The organism is Fusobacterium sp. SYSU M8D902 (assembly GCF_040199715.1).
Taxonomy (GTDB): domain Bacteria; phylum Fusobacteriota; class Fusobacteriia; order Fusobacteriales; family Fusobacteriaceae; genus Fusobacterium_A.
Map to the genome: position 1 here is coordinate 1 of NZ_JBEFNA010000019.1, position 16,847 is coordinate 16,847.

The 16,847-nt window shown below is 30.5% G+C and carries 17 protein-coding genes; 13 read left to right on the forward strand and 4 right to left on the reverse strand.

Annotated features, from left to right (window positions below):
- Positions 1-111: 111 nt before the first annotated feature.
- A complete protein-coding gene (locus ABNK64_RS07535) occupies positions 112-1,734 on the reverse strand; it encodes an ABC-F family ATP-binding cassette domain-containing protein (RefSeq protein WP_349764005.1) in 1,623 nt (540 codons plus the stop codon).
- Positions 1,735-2,085: 351 nt separating this feature from the next.
- Between ABNK64_RS07535 and ABNK64_RS07540 the strand changes: the two genes are divergently transcribed.
- The 5 genes from ABNK64_RS07540 to efp all read left to right on the forward strand — a co-directional run bounded on the left by ABNK64_RS07540 (position 2,086) and on the right by efp (position 5,775).
- Positions 2,086-2,577, forward strand: a complete 492-nt coding sequence (locus ABNK64_RS07540; protein ID WP_300342721.1) for a hypothetical protein — start codon at positions 2,086-2,088, stop codon at positions 2,575-2,577.
- 11 nt (positions 2,578-2,588) lie between these two features.
- The gene (locus ABNK64_RS07545) at positions 2,589-3,005 is read left to right on the forward strand and encodes a hypothetical protein (protein ID WP_291259320.1); all 417 of its coding nucleotides are present in this window, start codon (positions 2,589-2,591) and stop codon (positions 3,003-3,005) included.
- Positions 3,006-3,089: 84 nt separating this feature from the next.
- On the forward strand, positions 3,090-4,055 hold the full coding sequence (locus ABNK64_RS07550) for an NADH:flavin oxidoreductase (protein WP_456879509.1): 966 nt from the start codon (positions 3,090-3,092) through the stop codon (positions 4,053-4,055).
- Entirely contained in the window at positions 4,036-5,199 is a 1,164-nt protein-coding gene (gene earP, locus ABNK64_RS07555; RefSeq protein WP_349764007.1) for an elongation factor P maturation arginine rhamnosyltransferase EarP, read from the forward strand. Before ABNK64_RS07550 ends, earP begins: the two co-directional genes overlap by 20 nt.
- Positions 5,200-5,211: 12 nt before the next feature.
- The gene (efp, locus tag ABNK64_RS07560) at positions 5,212-5,775 is read left to right on the forward strand and encodes an elongation factor P (RefSeq protein WP_291256563.1); all 564 of its coding nucleotides are present in this window, start codon (positions 5,212-5,214) and stop codon (positions 5,773-5,775) included.
- Between the two features lie 40 nt (positions 5,776-5,815).
- On the opposite strand, the gene htpG is transcribed toward efp, so the two are convergent.
- Together htpG and ABNK64_RS07570 are read right to left on the reverse strand one after the other, a co-directional pair.
- On the reverse strand, positions 5,816-7,636 hold the full coding sequence (gene htpG / locus ABNK64_RS07565; protein WP_300342729.1) for a molecular chaperone HtpG: 1,821 nt from the start codon (positions 7,634-7,636) through the stop codon (positions 5,816-5,818).
- Positions 7,637-7,718: 82 nt separating this feature from the next.
- Positions 7,719-8,600: a lysophospholipid acyltransferase family protein gene (locus ABNK64_RS07570; protein WP_291256561.1), complete on the reverse strand. Its 882-nt coding sequence runs from the start codon at positions 8,598-8,600 to the stop codon at positions 7,719-7,721.
- Positions 8,601-8,758: 158 nt separating this feature from the next.
- Here ABNK64_RS07570 and ABNK64_RS07575 point away from each other — a divergent pair, with 158 nt between their 5' ends.
- Genes ABNK64_RS07575 through ABNK64_RS07610 form a run of 8 tightly spaced genes read left to right on the forward strand, consistent with a single transcriptional unit; the run spans position 8,759 to position 15,971 of the window.
- Positions 8,759-9,454, forward strand: a complete 696-nt coding sequence (locus ABNK64_RS07575) for a 5'-methylthioadenosine/adenosylhomocysteine nucleosidase (protein ID WP_300342734.1) — start codon at positions 8,759-8,761, stop codon at positions 9,452-9,454.
- Between the two features lie 12 nt (positions 9,455-9,466).
- Positions 9,467-10,711, forward strand: coding sequence for a bifunctional folylpolyglutamate synthase/dihydrofolate synthase (locus ABNK64_RS07580; RefSeq protein WP_349764008.1), 1,245 nt, complete (start codon positions 9,467-9,469; stop codon positions 10,709-10,711).
- Positions 10,695-10,946: a hypothetical protein gene (locus ABNK64_RS07585; RefSeq protein WP_291256558.1), complete on the forward strand. Its 252-nt coding sequence runs from the start codon at positions 10,695-10,697 to the stop codon at positions 10,944-10,946. The genes ABNK64_RS07580 and ABNK64_RS07585 overlap by 17 nt, the downstream gene beginning before the upstream one ends.
- A gap of 2 nt (positions 10,947-10,948) precedes the next feature.
- Entirely contained in the window at positions 10,949-12,907 is a 1,959-nt protein-coding gene (gene hprK, locus ABNK64_RS07590; protein WP_349764009.1) for an HPr(Ser) kinase/phosphatase, read from the forward strand.
- Positions 12,900-13,847, forward strand: a complete 948-nt coding sequence (locus ABNK64_RS07595; protein ID WP_349764010.1) for a DHH family phosphoesterase — start codon at positions 12,900-12,902, stop codon at positions 13,845-13,847. Before hprK ends, ABNK64_RS07595 begins: the two co-directional genes overlap by 8 nt.
- 8 nt (positions 13,848-13,855) lie before the next feature.
- Positions 13,856-14,767 (forward strand): CsgG/HfaB family protein, encoded by a 912-nt coding sequence (locus ABNK64_RS07600; RefSeq protein ID WP_349764011.1) that lies wholly within the window; start codon positions 13,856-13,858, stop codon positions 14,765-14,767.
- Positions 14,768-14,785: 18 nt separating this feature from the next.
- Positions 14,786-15,100 (forward strand): cell division protein SepF, encoded by a 315-nt coding sequence (locus ABNK64_RS07605; protein WP_291256554.1) that lies wholly within the window; start codon positions 14,786-14,788, stop codon positions 15,098-15,100.
- 31 nt (positions 15,101-15,131) lie between these two features.
- Complete coding sequence (locus ABNK64_RS07610; RefSeq protein ID WP_349764012.1) at positions 15,132-15,971, forward strand: sulfite exporter TauE/SafE family protein; 840 nt, start codon at positions 15,132-15,134, stop codon at positions 15,969-15,971.
- A 52-nt stretch (positions 15,972-16,023) separates the two neighbouring features.
- Here ABNK64_RS07610 and ABNK64_RS07615 read toward each other — a convergent pair whose 3' ends face one another.
- Complete coding sequence (locus ABNK64_RS07615) at positions 16,024-16,836, reverse strand: zeta toxin family protein (protein WP_349764013.1); 813 nt, start codon at positions 16,834-16,836, stop codon at positions 16,024-16,026.
- Positions 16,837-16,847: the final 11 nt, after the last annotated feature.

Sequence of the window (16,847 nt, forward strand, 5' to 3'; positions counted from 1 at the left end):
GATTTCTATTTTTTTTGCAAAAAAAGAAAAAGGCGTTGCAACTGATATTTAAAAATCATCAGTTTGCAACAGCCCCTTTTTACTTATTCTAAACTATTCTATTTTTAGCTATTATTCAGCGTATAACTCTTCTAATCTAGCTTGTACTCTCTCATCTTCTAAGTACTCATCATAGCTCATAGTCTTATCTAATATTCCATTAGGTGTAATCTCAATAATTCTATTTGCTACTGTTTGTATGAACTCGTGGTCATGTGCTCCAAATAAGATTGTTCCTTTAAAGTTTGTTAAAGCTTTGTTTAATGATGTGATAGATTCTAGATCTAAGTGGTCATTAGGGTTATCAAACATAAGAACATTGGCATTTGTTAGCATCATTTTAGCTATCATACATCTTACCTTTTCTCCTCCAGATAGAACAGAACTGCTTTTTAAAGTTTCCTCTCCAGTAAATAACATTCTTCCTAAGAATCCTCTTACAAAAGCTTCATGCTGGTCAGGTGAGTATGGTCTTAACCAATCTATTAGATTTAAATCCTTATTTTCAAAGAATTTAGTATTATCTTTTGGCATATATGCTTGGCTAGTTGTTACTCCCCAAGTATAGCTTCCTGAATCTGGCTCCATCTCTCCACTTAAAATATTAAGTAATGTTGTCTTAACTATATCATTCTTAGCTAGGAAAACAACCTTATCTCCAGTGTAGATAGTAAATGATAAATTATCTAATATTTTTACTCCATCTACTGTCTTAGTTAGATTTTCAACTTTTAACATATTGTTTCCAGCTTCTCTCTCTTGTTTGAACTCAACAAATGGGTATTTTCTATTAGATACTTGCATATCCTCAAGTTGTAATTTCTCAAGAAGTTTCTTTCTAGAAGTAGCCTGTTTAGATTTTGATGCATTGGCACTAAATCTTGCAATGAACTCCTGTAACTCCTGTCTTTTTTGCTCAAGTTTTTTATTTTTAGAAGATATTAATTTTACCATAAGTTGGTTTGATTCATACCAGAAATCGTAGTTTCCAACATACATCTTAATCTTACCATAATCTATATCTGTTATGTGAGTACACACTTTATTTAAGAAGTGTCTATCGTGTGATACTACTATTACAGTTGTATTATCAAGTCCCATTAAGAAGTTTTCAAGCCAAGTTATAGCTCTTATATCAAGTCCGTTAGTAGGCTCGTCTAATAATAATACATCAGGTTGTCCAAATAGAGCTTGAGCTAATAGGACTTTAACCTTTTCTGGCTCTCCTAACTCTTTCATATATTTTTGATGTAGATCAGCACCTATTCCTAATCCCATAAGTAGAGTTTCAGCCTCAGTTTCTGCTTCCCAACCATTAAGTTCAGCAAACTCTCCCTCTAACTCTCCTGCTCTTATTCCATCTTCATCAGTAAACTCTTCTTTAGCATAGATAGCATTTTTTTCAACTATTATATCCCATAGTTTTTTGTGTCCCATTAAAACTACATCTAAAACCTTATCCTCTTCATGTGCAAAGTGGTTTTGGTTTAATACTGCCATTCTCTTATTTTTATCAAAAATTACCTCACCTTCAGTAGGCTCTAATACTCCTGAAAGTATTTTTACAAATGTTGATTTTCCTGCACCATTAGCTCCTATTAGCCCATAACAGTTACCAGGTGTAAACTTAATGCTTACATCTTCAAAAAGCTTTCTTCCAGAAAATCTCATCCCCAGATTACTAGTTGCGATCATTGAATAACTCCTCCTTTTCAACTTTCAAAAAATTCCATAACATTATACCATGTATTTTAAACTTTTACAATAAGATTTAACCCATACAAAAAATATATTGAGTTTTTTTATGTTTTAGCATATAATATAATCCGAATATTCAAAATTTATTCATTCTTAATTATAATCAAAAATAAAATATCCTTTAAAACTAATGTTATGGTATATAATAGTAATATTTCTTATGTTGATAATGGAATCAATTATACAGGATCTATCATCTAAAATATTTGAAAAAACGAAGTTCAAGCTCTTATTGCTAGAAATTAAGTTAGAAAAAATTTAAAACATTTGACATATGGGGAGGAATATATGAAATTAAAAAATTTATTAATTGGAACTTTTACTATTTTAAGTTTAATTGGTTGTAGTGGATCAGATGAAAGTACTGTAAAAAAATATTTACCTGGTAATTATACAATAGTCCATAAAAAAGATTCTGAAATAGGTTTTGGTTATTTAAAAGAACTTGATATTAAACATTTAAAAGGAAATGAATATAGAATTAGTTGTGTAGGAAATGATAGTACATCTGGATATATTAATGGTCCTAGTAAAACAATAGTTAAAACACCAGATATTTTTGACTTTGAAATCAGTTCTATAACTTTAAATCAAAAATCAGATTCAGTATCTAAATACTATATAAAAGGCTTTGTAACTAATGTTATAGAAAATGGAACTACATATTCGTTTGCTAATAAAGGAGTTAACTATACAGGATCTATTATTTTAACTATTGGAAAAAATGAAGTTCAAGCTCTTGTTGCTGGAAATTCTATTCCTGCGGTTAGAAAAAAATAGGGAGTGATTTTATGCCAAAACAAATTATTTTTGTAATATTAAGTTTTGTTTTTTATAAATATGGGACTCCATATATTATTGAATTTAGAAAAAAAGTGAATGCTATATACGAAGCTAAATTTAATTTTATATTATTTTCAAAAGATAATTTTAAAATTCCATTTTGGGGATCTTTAGCTCTTTTAGTTTTTATCTTATGGTCAAGAGATCCTTGGAGTATTCCATTTCTTATTGGTGGAGCTAGTGCCATAGTATACAAAATAATTGATACATATAGAAAAACAGATCTTAAATATGGAACAATTGCTGCATTTACATATTTATTCATGTCTGCTTTATATATGTATTTAGGAATAATGATTTTGATTCTTATAGGTTGGTTTTTAGTTGTTACAAGTAGAACGACAAGACACTATGATGATGACTAAAACTCGTAACTAAATAAACTTATTTTTATTTGTATTTGATACTAACAACCAAGTTAAATTTGTGAACATTAAATAAAAAAGGAGATGAGTATGGCATCTATATTTGATAAATTAACTATAAAAAATATAGAGTTAAAAAATAGAATTGTTCTCCCTCCACTTGTTAGATTCTCCATTGTTGGATTAGATGGATATGTTACTGATGAATTAGTAAGTTGGTACGAAGATGTTTTACGTGGTGGTGTAGGACTTGTGATTGTCGAAGCTACTGCTGTTAGTGAAGATGGTAAATTGAGAGAAAATCAACTGGGAATTTGGAATGATTCATTTATTCCTGGATTGAAAAAGATAGCTGATAAATGTCGTGAATACAGTGTTCCTGCTCTTATACAAATTCATCATGCTGGATTTAAAGAGGGGATAAAAGATGTGGACAAGTCAGTTTTAGAAGAGATTCTAGAAAAATTTAAATTAGCCTTTGTCAGAGCTAAAAAGGCTGGATTTGATGGTATTGAAATTCATGGTGCTCACACATATCTCATTTCACAACTTAATTCAAGACTTTGGAATACTAGAACTGATGAGTATGGAGGTCCTTTTGAAAATAGAATGTATTTTTCAAAGAGATTGATAGAAGAGACTAGAGAACTTTTTGATGATAATTTTATATTAGGTTATAGAATGGGTGGAAATGAACCTGAATTAGCTGATGGAATTGAGATTGCTAAGTATTTAGAAAAACTTGGTATTGATCTCTTACATGTTTCCTCTGGAGTGCCTGATCCTAAATACAATAGAAAAGAGAAGGTAGAAGTTCCTAGTGACTTTCCTCTAGACTGGGTAATATATATGGGAACGGAGATAAAAAAACATGTTTCTATTCCTGTTATTGGAGTTAGAAATATAAAAAAAGAGAGTCAAGCAAGTTGGCTAGTTGAAAATGATCTCCTTGATCTTGTAGCAGTTGGAAGAGCTATGATTGCTCGTCCTAATTGGGTAAATGTAGCTAGAAAGGAGTATGAATTAAGAAATGGAATTAAAAACTCTTGATATATTTTGTGAAATCATAGATAATTATGGAGATATTGGTGTAGTATATCGTGTTGCTAAAGAGTTAAAAAAAGTTTTTTTCAACAGCAAAATAAGAGTTTTCTTAAATAGATTGGATGAGTTTAAGAGGATAAATTCATCTGTAATAGATAGTGGTATTCAGACTATTGACAGTATAGAATACATCACCTTTGATTATTTAAGAGAAAATTCAAAAGCTCTATCTACATCACAAGTGATAATAGAAGCTTTTGGTTGTAAAATCCCTGAGGAATATATGGCTATTGCCTATGATCACTCAGATCTTTTAATCAATTTGGAATACCTTTCTGCTGAAGATTGGATTGAGGACTTTCATTTACAAAGTTCACCTCTAGGACAAGGAAAATTAAAAAAATTCTTCTTTATGCCTGGATTCACTGAAAAGAGCGGAGGTATTATTGCTGATTCTAACTATCTTGAAAGAGCTAAAAAGGTAGCTATGAACAAAAAAGAGTATAGAGATAAGTATCTTTTTGATATTGAAAATATAGATAATAAGATTGTGGGAACTCTTTTTTCTTACGAAAAAAATTTCATTCCACTTATTGAAGATCTACAAAAATTTGATAAAGAGGTAGTTTTACTTGCCTTAGGAGAGAAGACACAAGAGAGTTTAAGAAAAATTTTAAAAAATTTTTCAATAGAACACTTTAGAAATTCGTTAAAATATGGTAAAATAGAGATAAGGTTCTTAGAATTTCTCAATCAAGAGGAGTATGAAGAGTTAATCAACCTAGTTGATTTCAATTTTGTCAGAGGGGAAGACTCATTTATAAGGGCTGTACTCACTGGTAAGCCTTATATGTGGCACATATATTGTCAAGAGGAGTTTGCTCATCTAGATAAGATTGAGGGATTTTTAGATAAATATAGAAAAGTTATTCAAGAATTTGCTGATGATGAATTTTTGGATAATATGGAGAAGTTTTTTAAAGATTATAATTTTAGAAAGGAAAATAATTTGGAACTTGGAAAGGAGAGTTATCTTTACTTTTTCGAGAACCTTGCTAAGATAGAGAGATACAATACTATTTTTAGAGATTTTCTTATACAAAAATGTAATCTTATAAATAAATTAAAAATTTTCATAGAAAAATATTGAGGAGGTTTACAAATGAAAATAGCTCAAGAGTTAAGAGCAGGAAGCACAATCAAGATCGGAAACGATCCATTTGTAATTTTAAAAGCTGAATACAACAAATCAGGAAGAAACGCCGCTGTTGTAAAATTCAAAATGAAAAACTTAATATCAGGAAACATTTCTGACGCTGTTTACAAAGCAGATGACAAAATGGACGATATTAGACTTGACAAAGTTAAAGCAGTTTACTCTTACCACGACGGAGAGTTCTATGTATTCTCTAACCCTGAAACTTGGGATCAAATCGAACTTAAAGAGGAAGATTTAGGAGATGCTTTATACTACCTAGAAGAAGAAATGGAATTAGAAGTAGTTTACTATGAGTCTACTCCAGTTGCAGTTGAATTACCAACTTTCGTAGAGAGAGAAATAGTTTATACTGAGCCAGGATTAAGAGGAGATACTACAGGTAAAGTATTAAAACCTGCTAAAATCAACACTGGATATGAGATCCAAGTTCCTCTATTCGTAGAGCAAGGTGAATGGATTAAAATAGACACTAGAACTAACGAATATGTAGAAAGAATTAAAAAATAGTTCTTCATAAAAAAAAGAGGTTTTCACCTCTTTTTTTCTTTTATCTGATTAAACTATTTAACTTCTTAATAAACTCCACTGGATTTTCTATTTGGAATCCCTCTAGCATAAGTGCCTCTGTATAAAGTACATCTAAAAGGTCGTTAAATTTATCTGTATCCTTACACTCTTGAAGTTTTGTAAATAATGGATGTTCTGGATTTAAAGCTAATATCTTTTCAGCTTTTACACTCTCGTTTCCAGGAATTTGTGATAGAACTTTTTCCATTTCAAGAGAGATCTCACCTTTTGCAAGCAATGCTGATGCACCATTTCCTAGGTTACTACTCAACTCTACATCAACTATCTTTCCTGTTAAGCTCTCTTTTATCTTATCCAACATAGTTTTATTATCTTCTGATAATTTTTTAATCTCTTCCTCTTTCTCTTTGTTCTCTTCCAATTTAAAATCTGAGTCATTTATTGATTTGAAAGTTTTTCCATCAAATTCATTCATTGTTTTTAGAGCAAACTCATCAATTTTATCAGTTAAGATCAATACATCTATACCTTTCTCTTTTAAAGCTTCCATTTTAGGAAGAGATTTTACAGTTGCAAGATCCTCTCCTACTACATATAGTATCTCTTTTTTATCTCCCATATGCTCTACATACTCTTTTAAAGTTACATATTTATCTTCTAATGAACTTCTGAATATCAATAGATTTTGAAGTTTTTCTTTATTCATTCCAAACATATCATGGATACCAAATTTTATGTTTCTTCCAAAAGCTTCCCAAAACTCAATATATCTATCTCTATCACTTTTTAATATATACTCAAGTTCAGATATTATTTTCTTTTCAAGGTGTTTTGAAATAGCTGTAAGTTCACTATTTTGTTGTAGTATCTCCCTTGAGATATTCAATGATAAATCATCACAATCTACCAACCCTTTTATAAAGCTGAAGTACTCAGGTATCAACTCATCACACTTATCCATTATAAAGACATTTTTTGTATAAAGTTGAAGTCCTTTTTTGTAATCTTTCGAGTAAAAATCCATTGGAGCTTTTTTAGGAATATATAAAAGAGCTGTATACTCAATATTTCCTTGAACTTTTAAATGAAAATGGAACATTGGATCTTCCCAATCATGGAAATTAGATTTGTAAAACTCATTATAGTTCTCATCTTTTAATTGAGATTTATCTGTTTTCCAAATTGGTTTTGTAGAGTTTATAACCTCATTATTAAATTCAATAGGATATCTTACATAATCAGAGTATTTTTTTACTAAGTCTCTAATTTTCCAATCCTCTAAAAATGAGCTATACTCCTCTCCATCTTTTATAGTTAGAGTAATTGTTGTTCCTCTCTCTGCTCTCTCAATCTCCTCTATCTCATAAGATCCATCTCCAGTTGAAGTCCATCTTACTCCTTTATCTGATTTTGGCGACTTAGTTAAGATACTCATCTTGTCTGCTACCATAAATCCTGAATAGAATCCTACTCCAAACTGTCCTATTATATCTATATCATCTTTTGAACTATTTTCCAATTTCTCCTTAAATGCCTTTGAACCAGATTTAGCAATAGTTCCTATATTCTCTGCTACCTCTTCATAAGTCATTCCTATTCCATTATCTGTAATACTTATCTCTTTCTTTTCACTGTCCACTGATATAAGTATTTTAAAATCTCTATCCTCACCTAAGATCTCACTATCTGTTAGAGATTCAAATTTTATCTTGTCAATAGCATCACTTGCATTTGATATTAACTCTCTTAAAAATATCTCTCTATTTGTGTAGATAGAGTGTATCATTAAATTTAATAATTCCTTTGTTTCTGCCTGAAACATTTTTGCTTCTTTTCTCATAAAAATACCTCCTTAGCACTCTTATTAATTGCTGGCTAACAATTAATATATATCACAAACTAAGGAGGTTGTCAATAATTTTCTATCTTTTTTTCTTATGGAACTTACTATACAGATTCCATCTATCGTGAAACCACATCCACTGCTCTGGATGCTCCCTTATTACTTTTTCCATCTCACTAATAAGGAGTTGTGTATTACTTAACACATCTTCTTTAAAATTTCCTGTCTTTATCATATCCAAACTTTTAATTACTGTAGTACTACTGTTGTCAGCATTGAAGTAGTTATATCCCCAAACTAGAGGAATGTCAAATTTTAGAGCCAGAGATACTGCTCCAGTTGGAGCTTTTGCTTCCATTCCAAAAAAATCAACAATAGCTCCCTTATCTCTATGATCACTGAACAGTGCAAATATCTCTTTGTTGTTCAATCTCTCAATAAGCTCTCTACTTGTAGATTTACTTTTTGAAAAAACAGTTAAATTCAAATCCTCTTTTCTACTTTTAGTTATAAAATCATTTATATATGGATTTCTCTGTTTTTTAGCCACAGTTACAACTTCATACCCTTCAGCTGCCTTTATTGCAGCTTCCATATTCCCCATATGCATAAGAGCAGCTATAACTCCTTTTCCCTTATTATACTCTCTATCTAAAATATCTTTATTTTTTACTGTCACCCTGTCTTTTAAGTAATCTTTAAACCAAAGTGTACATAAAAAAGCTTTTATCATAATTTTAAAAGATTCCTTAGCTATTTTCTCCACTTCATGTATATCCTTTTCAGGAAAAGCCATTTTTAAGTTAGTTAAGGCGATCAATCTTCTCTTTTTTATCAATCTATAACTCAAACTTCCTAAAAAATCTCCAAATTTAAATCTTGAACTCTCTGGAAACATCAATAACATCTTATAAAAAAATAAAACTAACCAAAATTGAAATTTATATATTAAATTTTTCATCTCTTCTCTCCTATTTTTAATTTCACCTCTTTATTATAGCATAAAAACTAAAAAAATAATATTATCTTACAAATAAACCTTTTAATAAATTGCTTAGAATACAAGTATATGGTATAATTTCTAGAGAATAAAAATTTGATATAGAGGTGAAAATATTTATGAGAATAGGTATCATAGGTGCAATGAATGAAGAGATTATAGAGTTAAAATCTGTAATGAATAATATAGAGGAAGAGTGTATTGGAAATTTAAGTTTTTTCAAAGGAGAACTAAAAGGAAAAGAAGTAGTTTTAGTTGAATGTGGTATTGGTAAAGTAAATGGTGCTATCTGTGCTACTCTTATGAAGAGTCATTTCAATGTAGATATGCTATTATTTACTGGAGTTGCTGGTGGAGTAAATCCTGATATAAATATTGGTGATATTGTTATAGCTACAGATTTAGTTGAACATGACTTTGATACAACTGCCTTTGGTTATGAGTTAGGACAAATTCCTAGAATGGCTGAATATAAATTTAAAACTGATGAAACCCTTAGAGATATAGCTTATGATTGTGCAGTAAAAGCTTTTGGTGAAGCTAAAGTATGGAAGGGTAGAATAGTGAGTGGAGACCAATTTATAGCTTCTCCTGACAAGATCAAATGGCTTAAAGAGATCTTTGATGGTTACTGTACAGAGATGGAGGGAGCTGCTGTAGCTCATGTTTGTTATACTTTCAATCTTCCATTCCTAGTTATAAGAGCTATCTCTGATAAAGCTGATGATGATGCTAAGGTAGATTATCCAGAATTTGTAAAACTTGCTGCTAAAAACTCTAAAACTATAATAGAGGGGATCTTAGAAAGATTATAAGAAGGTGTGACTATGAATATAGATGCTCTATTAAATGAACTTTACTCATACTCTATGCATGGAATAAAATTGGGATTGGAGAATATTAAAACTCTTTGCAATGAGTTGGGAAATCCTCAAGACAATTACAAAGTTATACATATAGCTGGAACTAATGGAAAGGGATCAACTTCTACAACTATTGAAACTATCTTATTAGAGGCAGGTTATAAAGTTGGAAAGTATACCTCTCCTCATATCTTAAAATTTAACGAAAGAATCAGAGTTAATGGTAGAGATATAAGTGATGAAGAGATTGTAAAATACTATGAAAAAATTAAAAATATAATAGCTAAAGCTGAAATTAAACCTACTTTTTTTGAAGTTACAACTGCTATGATGTTTCAATTTTTTTCTGATCAAAAAGTTGATTATGTAATTTTAGAAACTGGTATGGGTGGAAGATTTGATGCAACTAATATATGTAAATCTGAGGTCTGTGTCATTACCAATGTAAGTTTAGATCACACTGAATATCTAGGAGACTCTATCTATAAAATAGCCAAAGAGAAAGCTGGAATTATAAGAGATTGTCCTAAGGTAATTGTTGCTGATAACAACAGTGATTTTCTTAAAGCTATATCTGAAGAGAAAGCTACTATTATAAATGTCTTAGAAAAGTATAGAGATGCTAAATTCAAATTGAATTTTGATAATTTTACTACAAATATTGAGATTGGAAAGAGTAAGTTTGATTTTTCCCTCTTTGGTGATTATCAATTCAAAAACTTTTTAACTGCCTATGAGGTATTAAAAGAGTTGGGAATAGATGATGCAACTATTTCATCTGGCTGTAAAAAAGTAGTATGGCAATGTAGATGTGAACTCTATTGTAAATCTCCTCTCACTCTTTTAGATGGAGCTCACAATGTAGATGGTATGAGAGAGCTTTGTAAGATCATATCTAAAAATTTTAAGCCTGAAGATGTTGTCATCATAACATCTATCTTAAAGGATAAAGATGTTACTCATATGGTAGAGTTGATGAAAACTATTAGTAAACATATTATCTTTACATCTCTAGCAGATAATCCTAGAGGTACGACTGGAGAGGTAATAATTGAGCAATTGAGTGATAAAAGTGGTTGCTTTGTAGAAAATGATATAACTAAGGCATACTCTATGGCTAAAGAGTTAAATAAAAAACTTATTATTCTATGTGGATCTTTTTATACACTAAGTAGATTTAAAGAGGAAATGAATGAAAAGAAAAAATAATCTATTGAGAGTTATCATCTATATGGTAGTATTGGGAGTTTTTATCTTCTTTGAAAACAAATTATATAGACAGTACAGAGCAGAAAAAAAAGTTGCTGACTATGTCAAAGAGCAGAAAACACAAGAGATTGAAAACTCTTTCCTACTGAGAAAAAAATATTTCTATACAGATAATGAATACTTAAAAAATTTTAAAAAATTAGTTGAAAAATCTTCAAAAAAAGGAGAGGATTAGACTTGATTTCAGAAAAAAAAGTACCTATAAGAGAGTTTATCTCTCATCTCAATCTAGAGATTATAAATGAAGGAAATATGGATTTTCAAATTGAGATTCCAAGTATCTATCAAATTGGTTATGAACTCATTGGTTTTTTTGAAGTGGATGAGGAACTTAATAAATATATTCATATCTACGGGAGAAAAGAGGCTAAATATCTTATGAATTTAACATCTGAAGAGAGATCTCGTATATTTGACAACTATTTTTCCCATAACTTTCCAGCACTTATTGCCACTAATGAGAGTATAATATTTCCTGAATTAATAGCTAGTGCTAAAAAATATAATAAAACTTTCTTAAAAAGTATGAGAAGAACATCTGCTACCATTAGAGAAGCCAAGTTCTTTCTATCTAAAAGATTGGCTAAAGAGGAGATGTTTAATGGATATATATTTCTTGATGTAATGGGAATCGGTGTACTTCTTACTGGTTATGAAGATGCTAAATTGGGAGTTACAATTGAGCTTCTTGAGAGAGGGCATAGACTCATCACTGACAACCATTTAATTATGAAAAGAGTGGCTGAAAATGATCTAGAGGGGTATAATAGAATAGATAAGAGTACTATGGATAGCCACTTCTTCTTAGATAACCAAAAAGATAATAACAAGATAGACGTCACTACTCTTTTTGGTATAAAGGCCACTAGAAAAATGAAGAGAATTGATATGTTGATTGTACTAGAGGAGTGGCAGGAGAAAAAATTTTATGATAGACTTGGATTAGATGAAGTCTATGAAGAGTTCTTAGGTGGTAAGATTCCAAAATGGACTATCCCTGTTAGAAAAGGGAGAAACTTGGCTATAATTATTGAAACTGCAGCTTTAAACTATAGACTAAAGATGATGGGAGTCAATTCAGCAGAGTTTTTTATGAAGGAATCTCAAAAACTAATACAAGCTAATAAGAAAAAGCAGGGAGAAAAAAATATGAGTAATAAAAAAGTTCTTTCAGTAATGCAACTAAAAAATCAATTTAACTTAAAAGTTCTTTCAGGTGAGGAGCATTTAGAAGAGACAATGATTGAAACTACTAGCATACATAGACCTGCTCTAGCTCTTGCTGGTTTTGTTGAAAACTATAAAGATGCTGCCTATATTGGAGTACAGATATTTTCCAAAGCTGAGTTCAAATATCTAAGTACCCTTTCTGAAGAGGAGAGAATTAAAAATCTAGAGAAATATCTTCAGTTTAAACTTCCAATCCTTGTTTTGACTGCAGATGTAGAGATACCTGACTACTTCTTAAAAATGGTTAGAGAGCGTGAGATGATACTTTGTAGATCTTCATTTAAAAAGGCATCTCAAGTAATAGCCAACTTTAATAGCTTTTTGGAAACATATTTTACTCCTAATATCTCTCTTCATGGAGTATTTCTGGAACTATATGGTTTTGGTGTTCTATTAACTGGAAAAAGTGGAGTAGGAAAGAGTGAGACTGCTCTTGAATTAATACATAGAGGTCATAGATTGGTAGCTGATGACTTAGTTAAATTTATGAAGGATACCAGTGGAGATATTATGGGTACTGCTGCTAATCTTCCTTATTTTATGGAGATTAGAGGACTTGGAATAATTGATATCAAGACACTTTATGGACTAGGAGCTGTTAGAATCAACAAAAAACTTGATATAGTCATTGAATTAAAAGAACAGGAATCTTGTAATGATTACCTTACTTCTGTTGACTATCAAAATAGTATGGCTGAAATTTTAGGAAATGATATTCCTAAAATGGTTCTCTATATATCTTCAGGAAGAAATGCTGCAGCTATGGTTGAGATTGCTGTAATGAATTTAATGGCTTCTAAATTGGGTCATGATCCTAAAAAACTGTATTTAGAAGGTTTAAAAAGAATGACAAAAGAGGAGAGAAAAGTCTTAGGAGTTAAGATTGATGAGGAGGAAAATGAATAATTTTAATGATATTATAGATAAAATTAAGCAAGTGAATGGAGATATAATCATTACATCTCATGTTAATCCTGATGGAGATGCTATTGGTTCTGGTTTAGCTCTTACTCTTGCACTTAAAAATTTAGGAAAAAATGTTAGATTTGTCCTTCAAGACAACTACCCTAGTAATATTAAATTTTTAGAAAAAATTGATCTAGTAGAGGTTTATAATGCTGATGAAAACTATACCCCTAAACTTGTCATATGTGTGGATAGTGCAACAGCTGAAAGAGTTGGAGAGACTAAAATGCTTTTTAAAGATAACTTTGTAATCAATATAGATCATCATATAAGTAATACCCTATATGGAGATCTTAACTATGTAGAGGAGATCTCTTCTACAAGTGAAGTTATCTATAAATTTTTAAAACATTGTAATATAGCTTTGACTTTGGATATAGCTGAAGCTCTTTACACTGGCTTAGTTAATGATACTGGTAATTTTTCACATGACAATGTTACTTACCATACCTTTAAAATGGCAAGTGAATTAAAAAGAGTTGGTGCTAACTCTTCAAAAATTGTAAGAGAGTTTTTTAACAACAAACCTCTTCCAGCTATTAAATTACTAGGAAAAGCTATGTTTGAGATGAAATTTGATGAAGATAAAAAGTTAGCATCTCACTTTATCTCTTATGCAGATTTACTTGAATACAATGCTAAAAAAGAGGATACTGAGGGTATTGTTGAAAAGCTACTTGCCTTTAATGAAGCTGAGGTCTCTCTCTTCCTTAGAGAGGATAAGCCTGGAGTAATAAAAGGAAGTATGAGAAGTAAACATGAAGTTGATGTAAATAAGATTGCTAGTATCTTTGGTGGAGGAGGTCATCGTAAAGCCTCTGGTTTTACTAGTACCCTTTCTGCTGATGAAATATTAAAACTTGTTTTAAAAGAAATGTAGGTGAGTTTATGTTAAAAAAGATTGCTGTTACTATATGTTCTCTCTTCCTAATGTTAGGTTGTGGAAGTGCTGAAATTAAAAGTAATATATCAAAAGAGGATAACTTTTCTAATCTTAGAGAGTATGATGTACAAAAAGCAAATTTAAATCTTAAAAGTAGATTAGTTATTGGAAAAGTTAAAAACTACTCTAGATTTGGAACACAAAGAAATGATAGTATCTATAAAGATATTCTTATCTCTGAGTTTTCAAACTCTAAAAGATTTACAATCCTAGAGAGAGAAGATCTTGACTCTGTTATGGAAGAGTTAGCTTTTTCAAGTAATCTTGGTCAAAAATCTATCTTAGCTAAGCAGAGATTCTTAGATACAGATTATGTAATTGTTGCTAGTGTGTCTAAGTATGGAGTAAAGATCACTGGGAATAAAACTCTTATCTCAAAAACTAAATATCAAACTGGTGAAGCTGTTGTTGAGTTAAAGGTTATTGATGTTTTAAATGGTAAAGTTTGGTCCGTTACTGGAGAGGGTAGCTCAAGTGTAAAATTTGAGACTGTATTGGGAGCTGGAACATATGGTTCTCTTAATAATCTGGAAGAGGAAGCTTTTAGAGCTGCTATTATACAGGGAGTTGAAAAAGTTATAGAAAAAATTGACTCTGCTCCTTGGACAGCATCTATTTTAAAAAAATCTGGTAATAAGATAATTATTAATTCTGGTTTTGAAAATAATCTTAAGCTTGGAACTAAGCTAAATGTTTACAAACAAGGGGAAGCTGTAGAATACAACGGAGAGATCTTAGGATATGAAGAGACTCTTGTTGGAACTGCTACAGTTGAATCATATATTGGTGATAAGGCAGCTAGTTTATCATATGAAGGTATGGACTTTTCTCTACCTGCTGTGGTAAAATTAAAATAAAAGTATAAGGAGACTACTATGGAAAAGGATTTTGATATTGTATTTGTTAAACCAAAAAAATATGAAGAGTGCATGAGATGTGTTGACTATATTAAAGAAGACAAAATAGTACATATCAATCTTATGGATTTAGATTCAAAAGAATCACAAAGAATATTAGACTATATTTCTGGAGCTGTATATATAAAAGAGGGAGATATTGTAAACCCTGGTGAGAGTATTTTCTGTACTATCCCTAAAAACAAAAAACATCTTTTTGACTACAAACCATTAAATGGAAGATTTAATGAAGATGAGATTGAAGAGATTGTACCAAGTTACAAAAATAAATAATATATTTTAATAAATTAGTGGAGGAAGGTTAATGTTTGAAGATTTTTTTACTAATATTGATATTAGTAGTTTTTTATTTTTAGGAGTTGCTTGTTTTTTTGCTTCGTTTATTGATGCTATTGCTGGTGGAGGGGGGCTTATTACAGTCCCGGCTTATTTAGCCTCTGGTTTACCTGCCCATACAGCATTGGGAACAAACAAAGTTTCATCAAGTATAGGAACTATAGCAAGTACTTGGAAGTTTGCAGCTTCTGGTAAAATAAATTGGAAAATGGTTAGAACTATGGTACCTTTCTCCCTTATTGGAGCATTTATAGGAGTTAAGACCGTCGTACTTATAGATTCCAAATATCTCTATCCAATAGCTATTATTCTACTTCTTCTTGTTCTTGTTTACTCTTTAATGAACAAGGATCTTGGAGAGGAGAATAATTTTTTAGGACTCAATAGTAAAAATATTCGTAATGGAAGAATTATGGCTATTATTATGGGATTCTACGATGGATTTTTTGGTCCTGGAACAGGTTCTTTCTTAATATTTGCTCTGATTAGAATTTTTAAATTGGACTTTACAAATGCCAGTGGTAATGCTAAAATTCTAAATCTTACTAGTAATTTAGCCAGTATGTTTCTCTTTATCTACCTTGGCAAAGTTAATTTTTTCTACTCTATTCCTATAGGTATTATTATGATATTTGGAGCTATTTTAGGGGCTAAGATGGCCGTTACAAAAGGAACTAAATTTATTAAACCAATGTTCTTAATAGTTACCTCTATAGTTTTGTTCAAGATGATTTTAGAATCTATGTTGGGTATAGATGTAGGTGGATTAGTTAAAGAGTTCTTTTTATCCATCACTAGAAGTTTTTAAAGAAAAAACACAACTTTCTTCTAAAAGTAGGTTGTGTTTTTTTTACTCAATTTTAAATTTCTCTCTTTTCCTCTAAAATTCTCTCAATCTCTTGAGAAGTAGCATCTCTTTTCTCCATTTTTTCTATAAGCTTATTATATTTAACTTTTAAATTCTCTTTTTCAGACTCTGTTAAAACTCTTTCAAACTCCCTTTTCATCAAAATTCCAGGATCTATTTCAGGAGTTTTTTTCATAGAGTATAAACATTCTAACTCCCTATTATATATTCTTATATCTGAAAAATAACCTCCATTATATAAAAAGCTCAAATTTTCAGGTAAAGTTTTTATAACAATATTATGAGCTTCTTTTGGTGTTCCTCTTGCCACTGTTCCTAACTCTATCATCTTCTCATAACGTTGATGTGTTCCCAATAGTGAATCTTCAGGTCTCACTTGGATTATACAAAGCTCAACATCATAACCCTTGCTCTTTAATATATCTCTTGTTTTTAGAGGAGCCTCTTTTGTTCTCAAAGTTCCCTCAACTATTATATTATATCCCTTTGTACTCAATCTATCTATAAGAGTCTCAGTCATCTTCCCTATAAATTTTTGAGTATGAGCTACATACTCATCTCCAAATTCCTCTTTTAGCTCTTTATAATGTGGATGTTTTTTTCTAAATTCATCAGCATTTATAAGTATTAGATTCTTATTCTCCCCCTCCAATACTGCAGTTAATCCACTTTTTCCTGCTCCAGGTTGTCCCCCTAAGATAAATGCCCTTTTTTCTTTAGTAATACTTATATTTTCTATAAGACGTCTCTCTATTCTTTCATATGCTTTTTCAAATTCAATCTCTGTATACTGTCCTCTTTCCATAACAATTACTC

Bases quoted from the DNA above. Each gene is read 5' to 3' on its own strand.
- ABNK64_RS07535 (WP_349764005.1), bottom strand. From the start codon at position 1,734: ATGATCGCAACTAGTAATCTGGGGATGAGATTTTCTGGAAGAAAGCTT.
- ABNK64_RS07540 (WP_300342721.1), top strand. From the start codon at position 2,086: ATGAAATTAAAAAATTTATTAATTGGAACTTTTACTATTTTAAGTTTA.
- ABNK64_RS07545 (WP_291259320.1), top strand. From the start codon at position 2,589: ATGCCAAAACAAATTATTTTTGTAATATTAAGTTTTGTTTTTTATAAA.
- ABNK64_RS07550 (WP_456879509.1), top strand. From the start codon at position 3,090: ATGAGTATGGCATCTATATTTGATAAATTAACTATAAAAAATATAGAG.
- earP (WP_349764007.1), top strand. From the start codon at position 4,036: ATGGAATTAAAAACTCTTGATATATTTTGTGAAATCATAGATAATTAT.
- efp (WP_291256563.1), top strand. From the start codon at position 5,212: ATGAAAATAGCTCAAGAGTTAAGAGCAGGAAGCACAATCAAGATCGGA.
- htpG (WP_300342729.1), bottom strand. From the start codon at position 7,636: ATGAGAAAAGAAGCAAAAATGTTTCAGGCAGAAACAAAGGAATTATTA.
- ABNK64_RS07570 (WP_291256561.1), bottom strand. From the start codon at position 8,600: ATGAAAAATTTAATATATAAATTTCAATTTTGGTTAGTTTTATTTTTT.
- ABNK64_RS07575 (WP_300342734.1), top strand. From the start codon at position 8,759: ATGAGAATAGGTATCATAGGTGCAATGAATGAAGAGATTATAGAGTTA.
- ABNK64_RS07580 (WP_349764008.1), top strand. From the start codon at position 9,467: ATGAATATAGATGCTCTATTAAATGAACTTTACTCATACTCTATGCAT.
- ABNK64_RS07585 (WP_291256558.1), top strand. From the start codon at position 10,695: ATGAAAAGAAAAAATAATCTATTGAGAGTTATCATCTATATGGTAGTA.
- ABNK64_RS07595 (WP_349764010.1), top strand. From the start codon at position 12,900: ATGAATAATTTTAATGATATTATAGATAAAATTAAGCAAGTGAATGGA.
- ABNK64_RS07600 (WP_349764011.1), top strand. From the start codon at position 13,856: ATGTTAAAAAAGATTGCTGTTACTATATGTTCTCTCTTCCTAATGTTA.
- ABNK64_RS07605 (WP_291256554.1), top strand. From the start codon at position 14,786: ATGGAAAAGGATTTTGATATTGTATTTGTTAAACCAAAAAAATATGAA.
- ABNK64_RS07610 (WP_349764012.1), top strand. From the start codon at position 15,132: ATGTTTGAAGATTTTTTTACTAATATTGATATTAGTAGTTTTTTATTT.
- ABNK64_RS07615 (WP_349764013.1), bottom strand. From the start codon at position 16,836: ATGGAAAGAGGACAGTATACAGAGATTGAATTTGAAAAAGCATATGAA.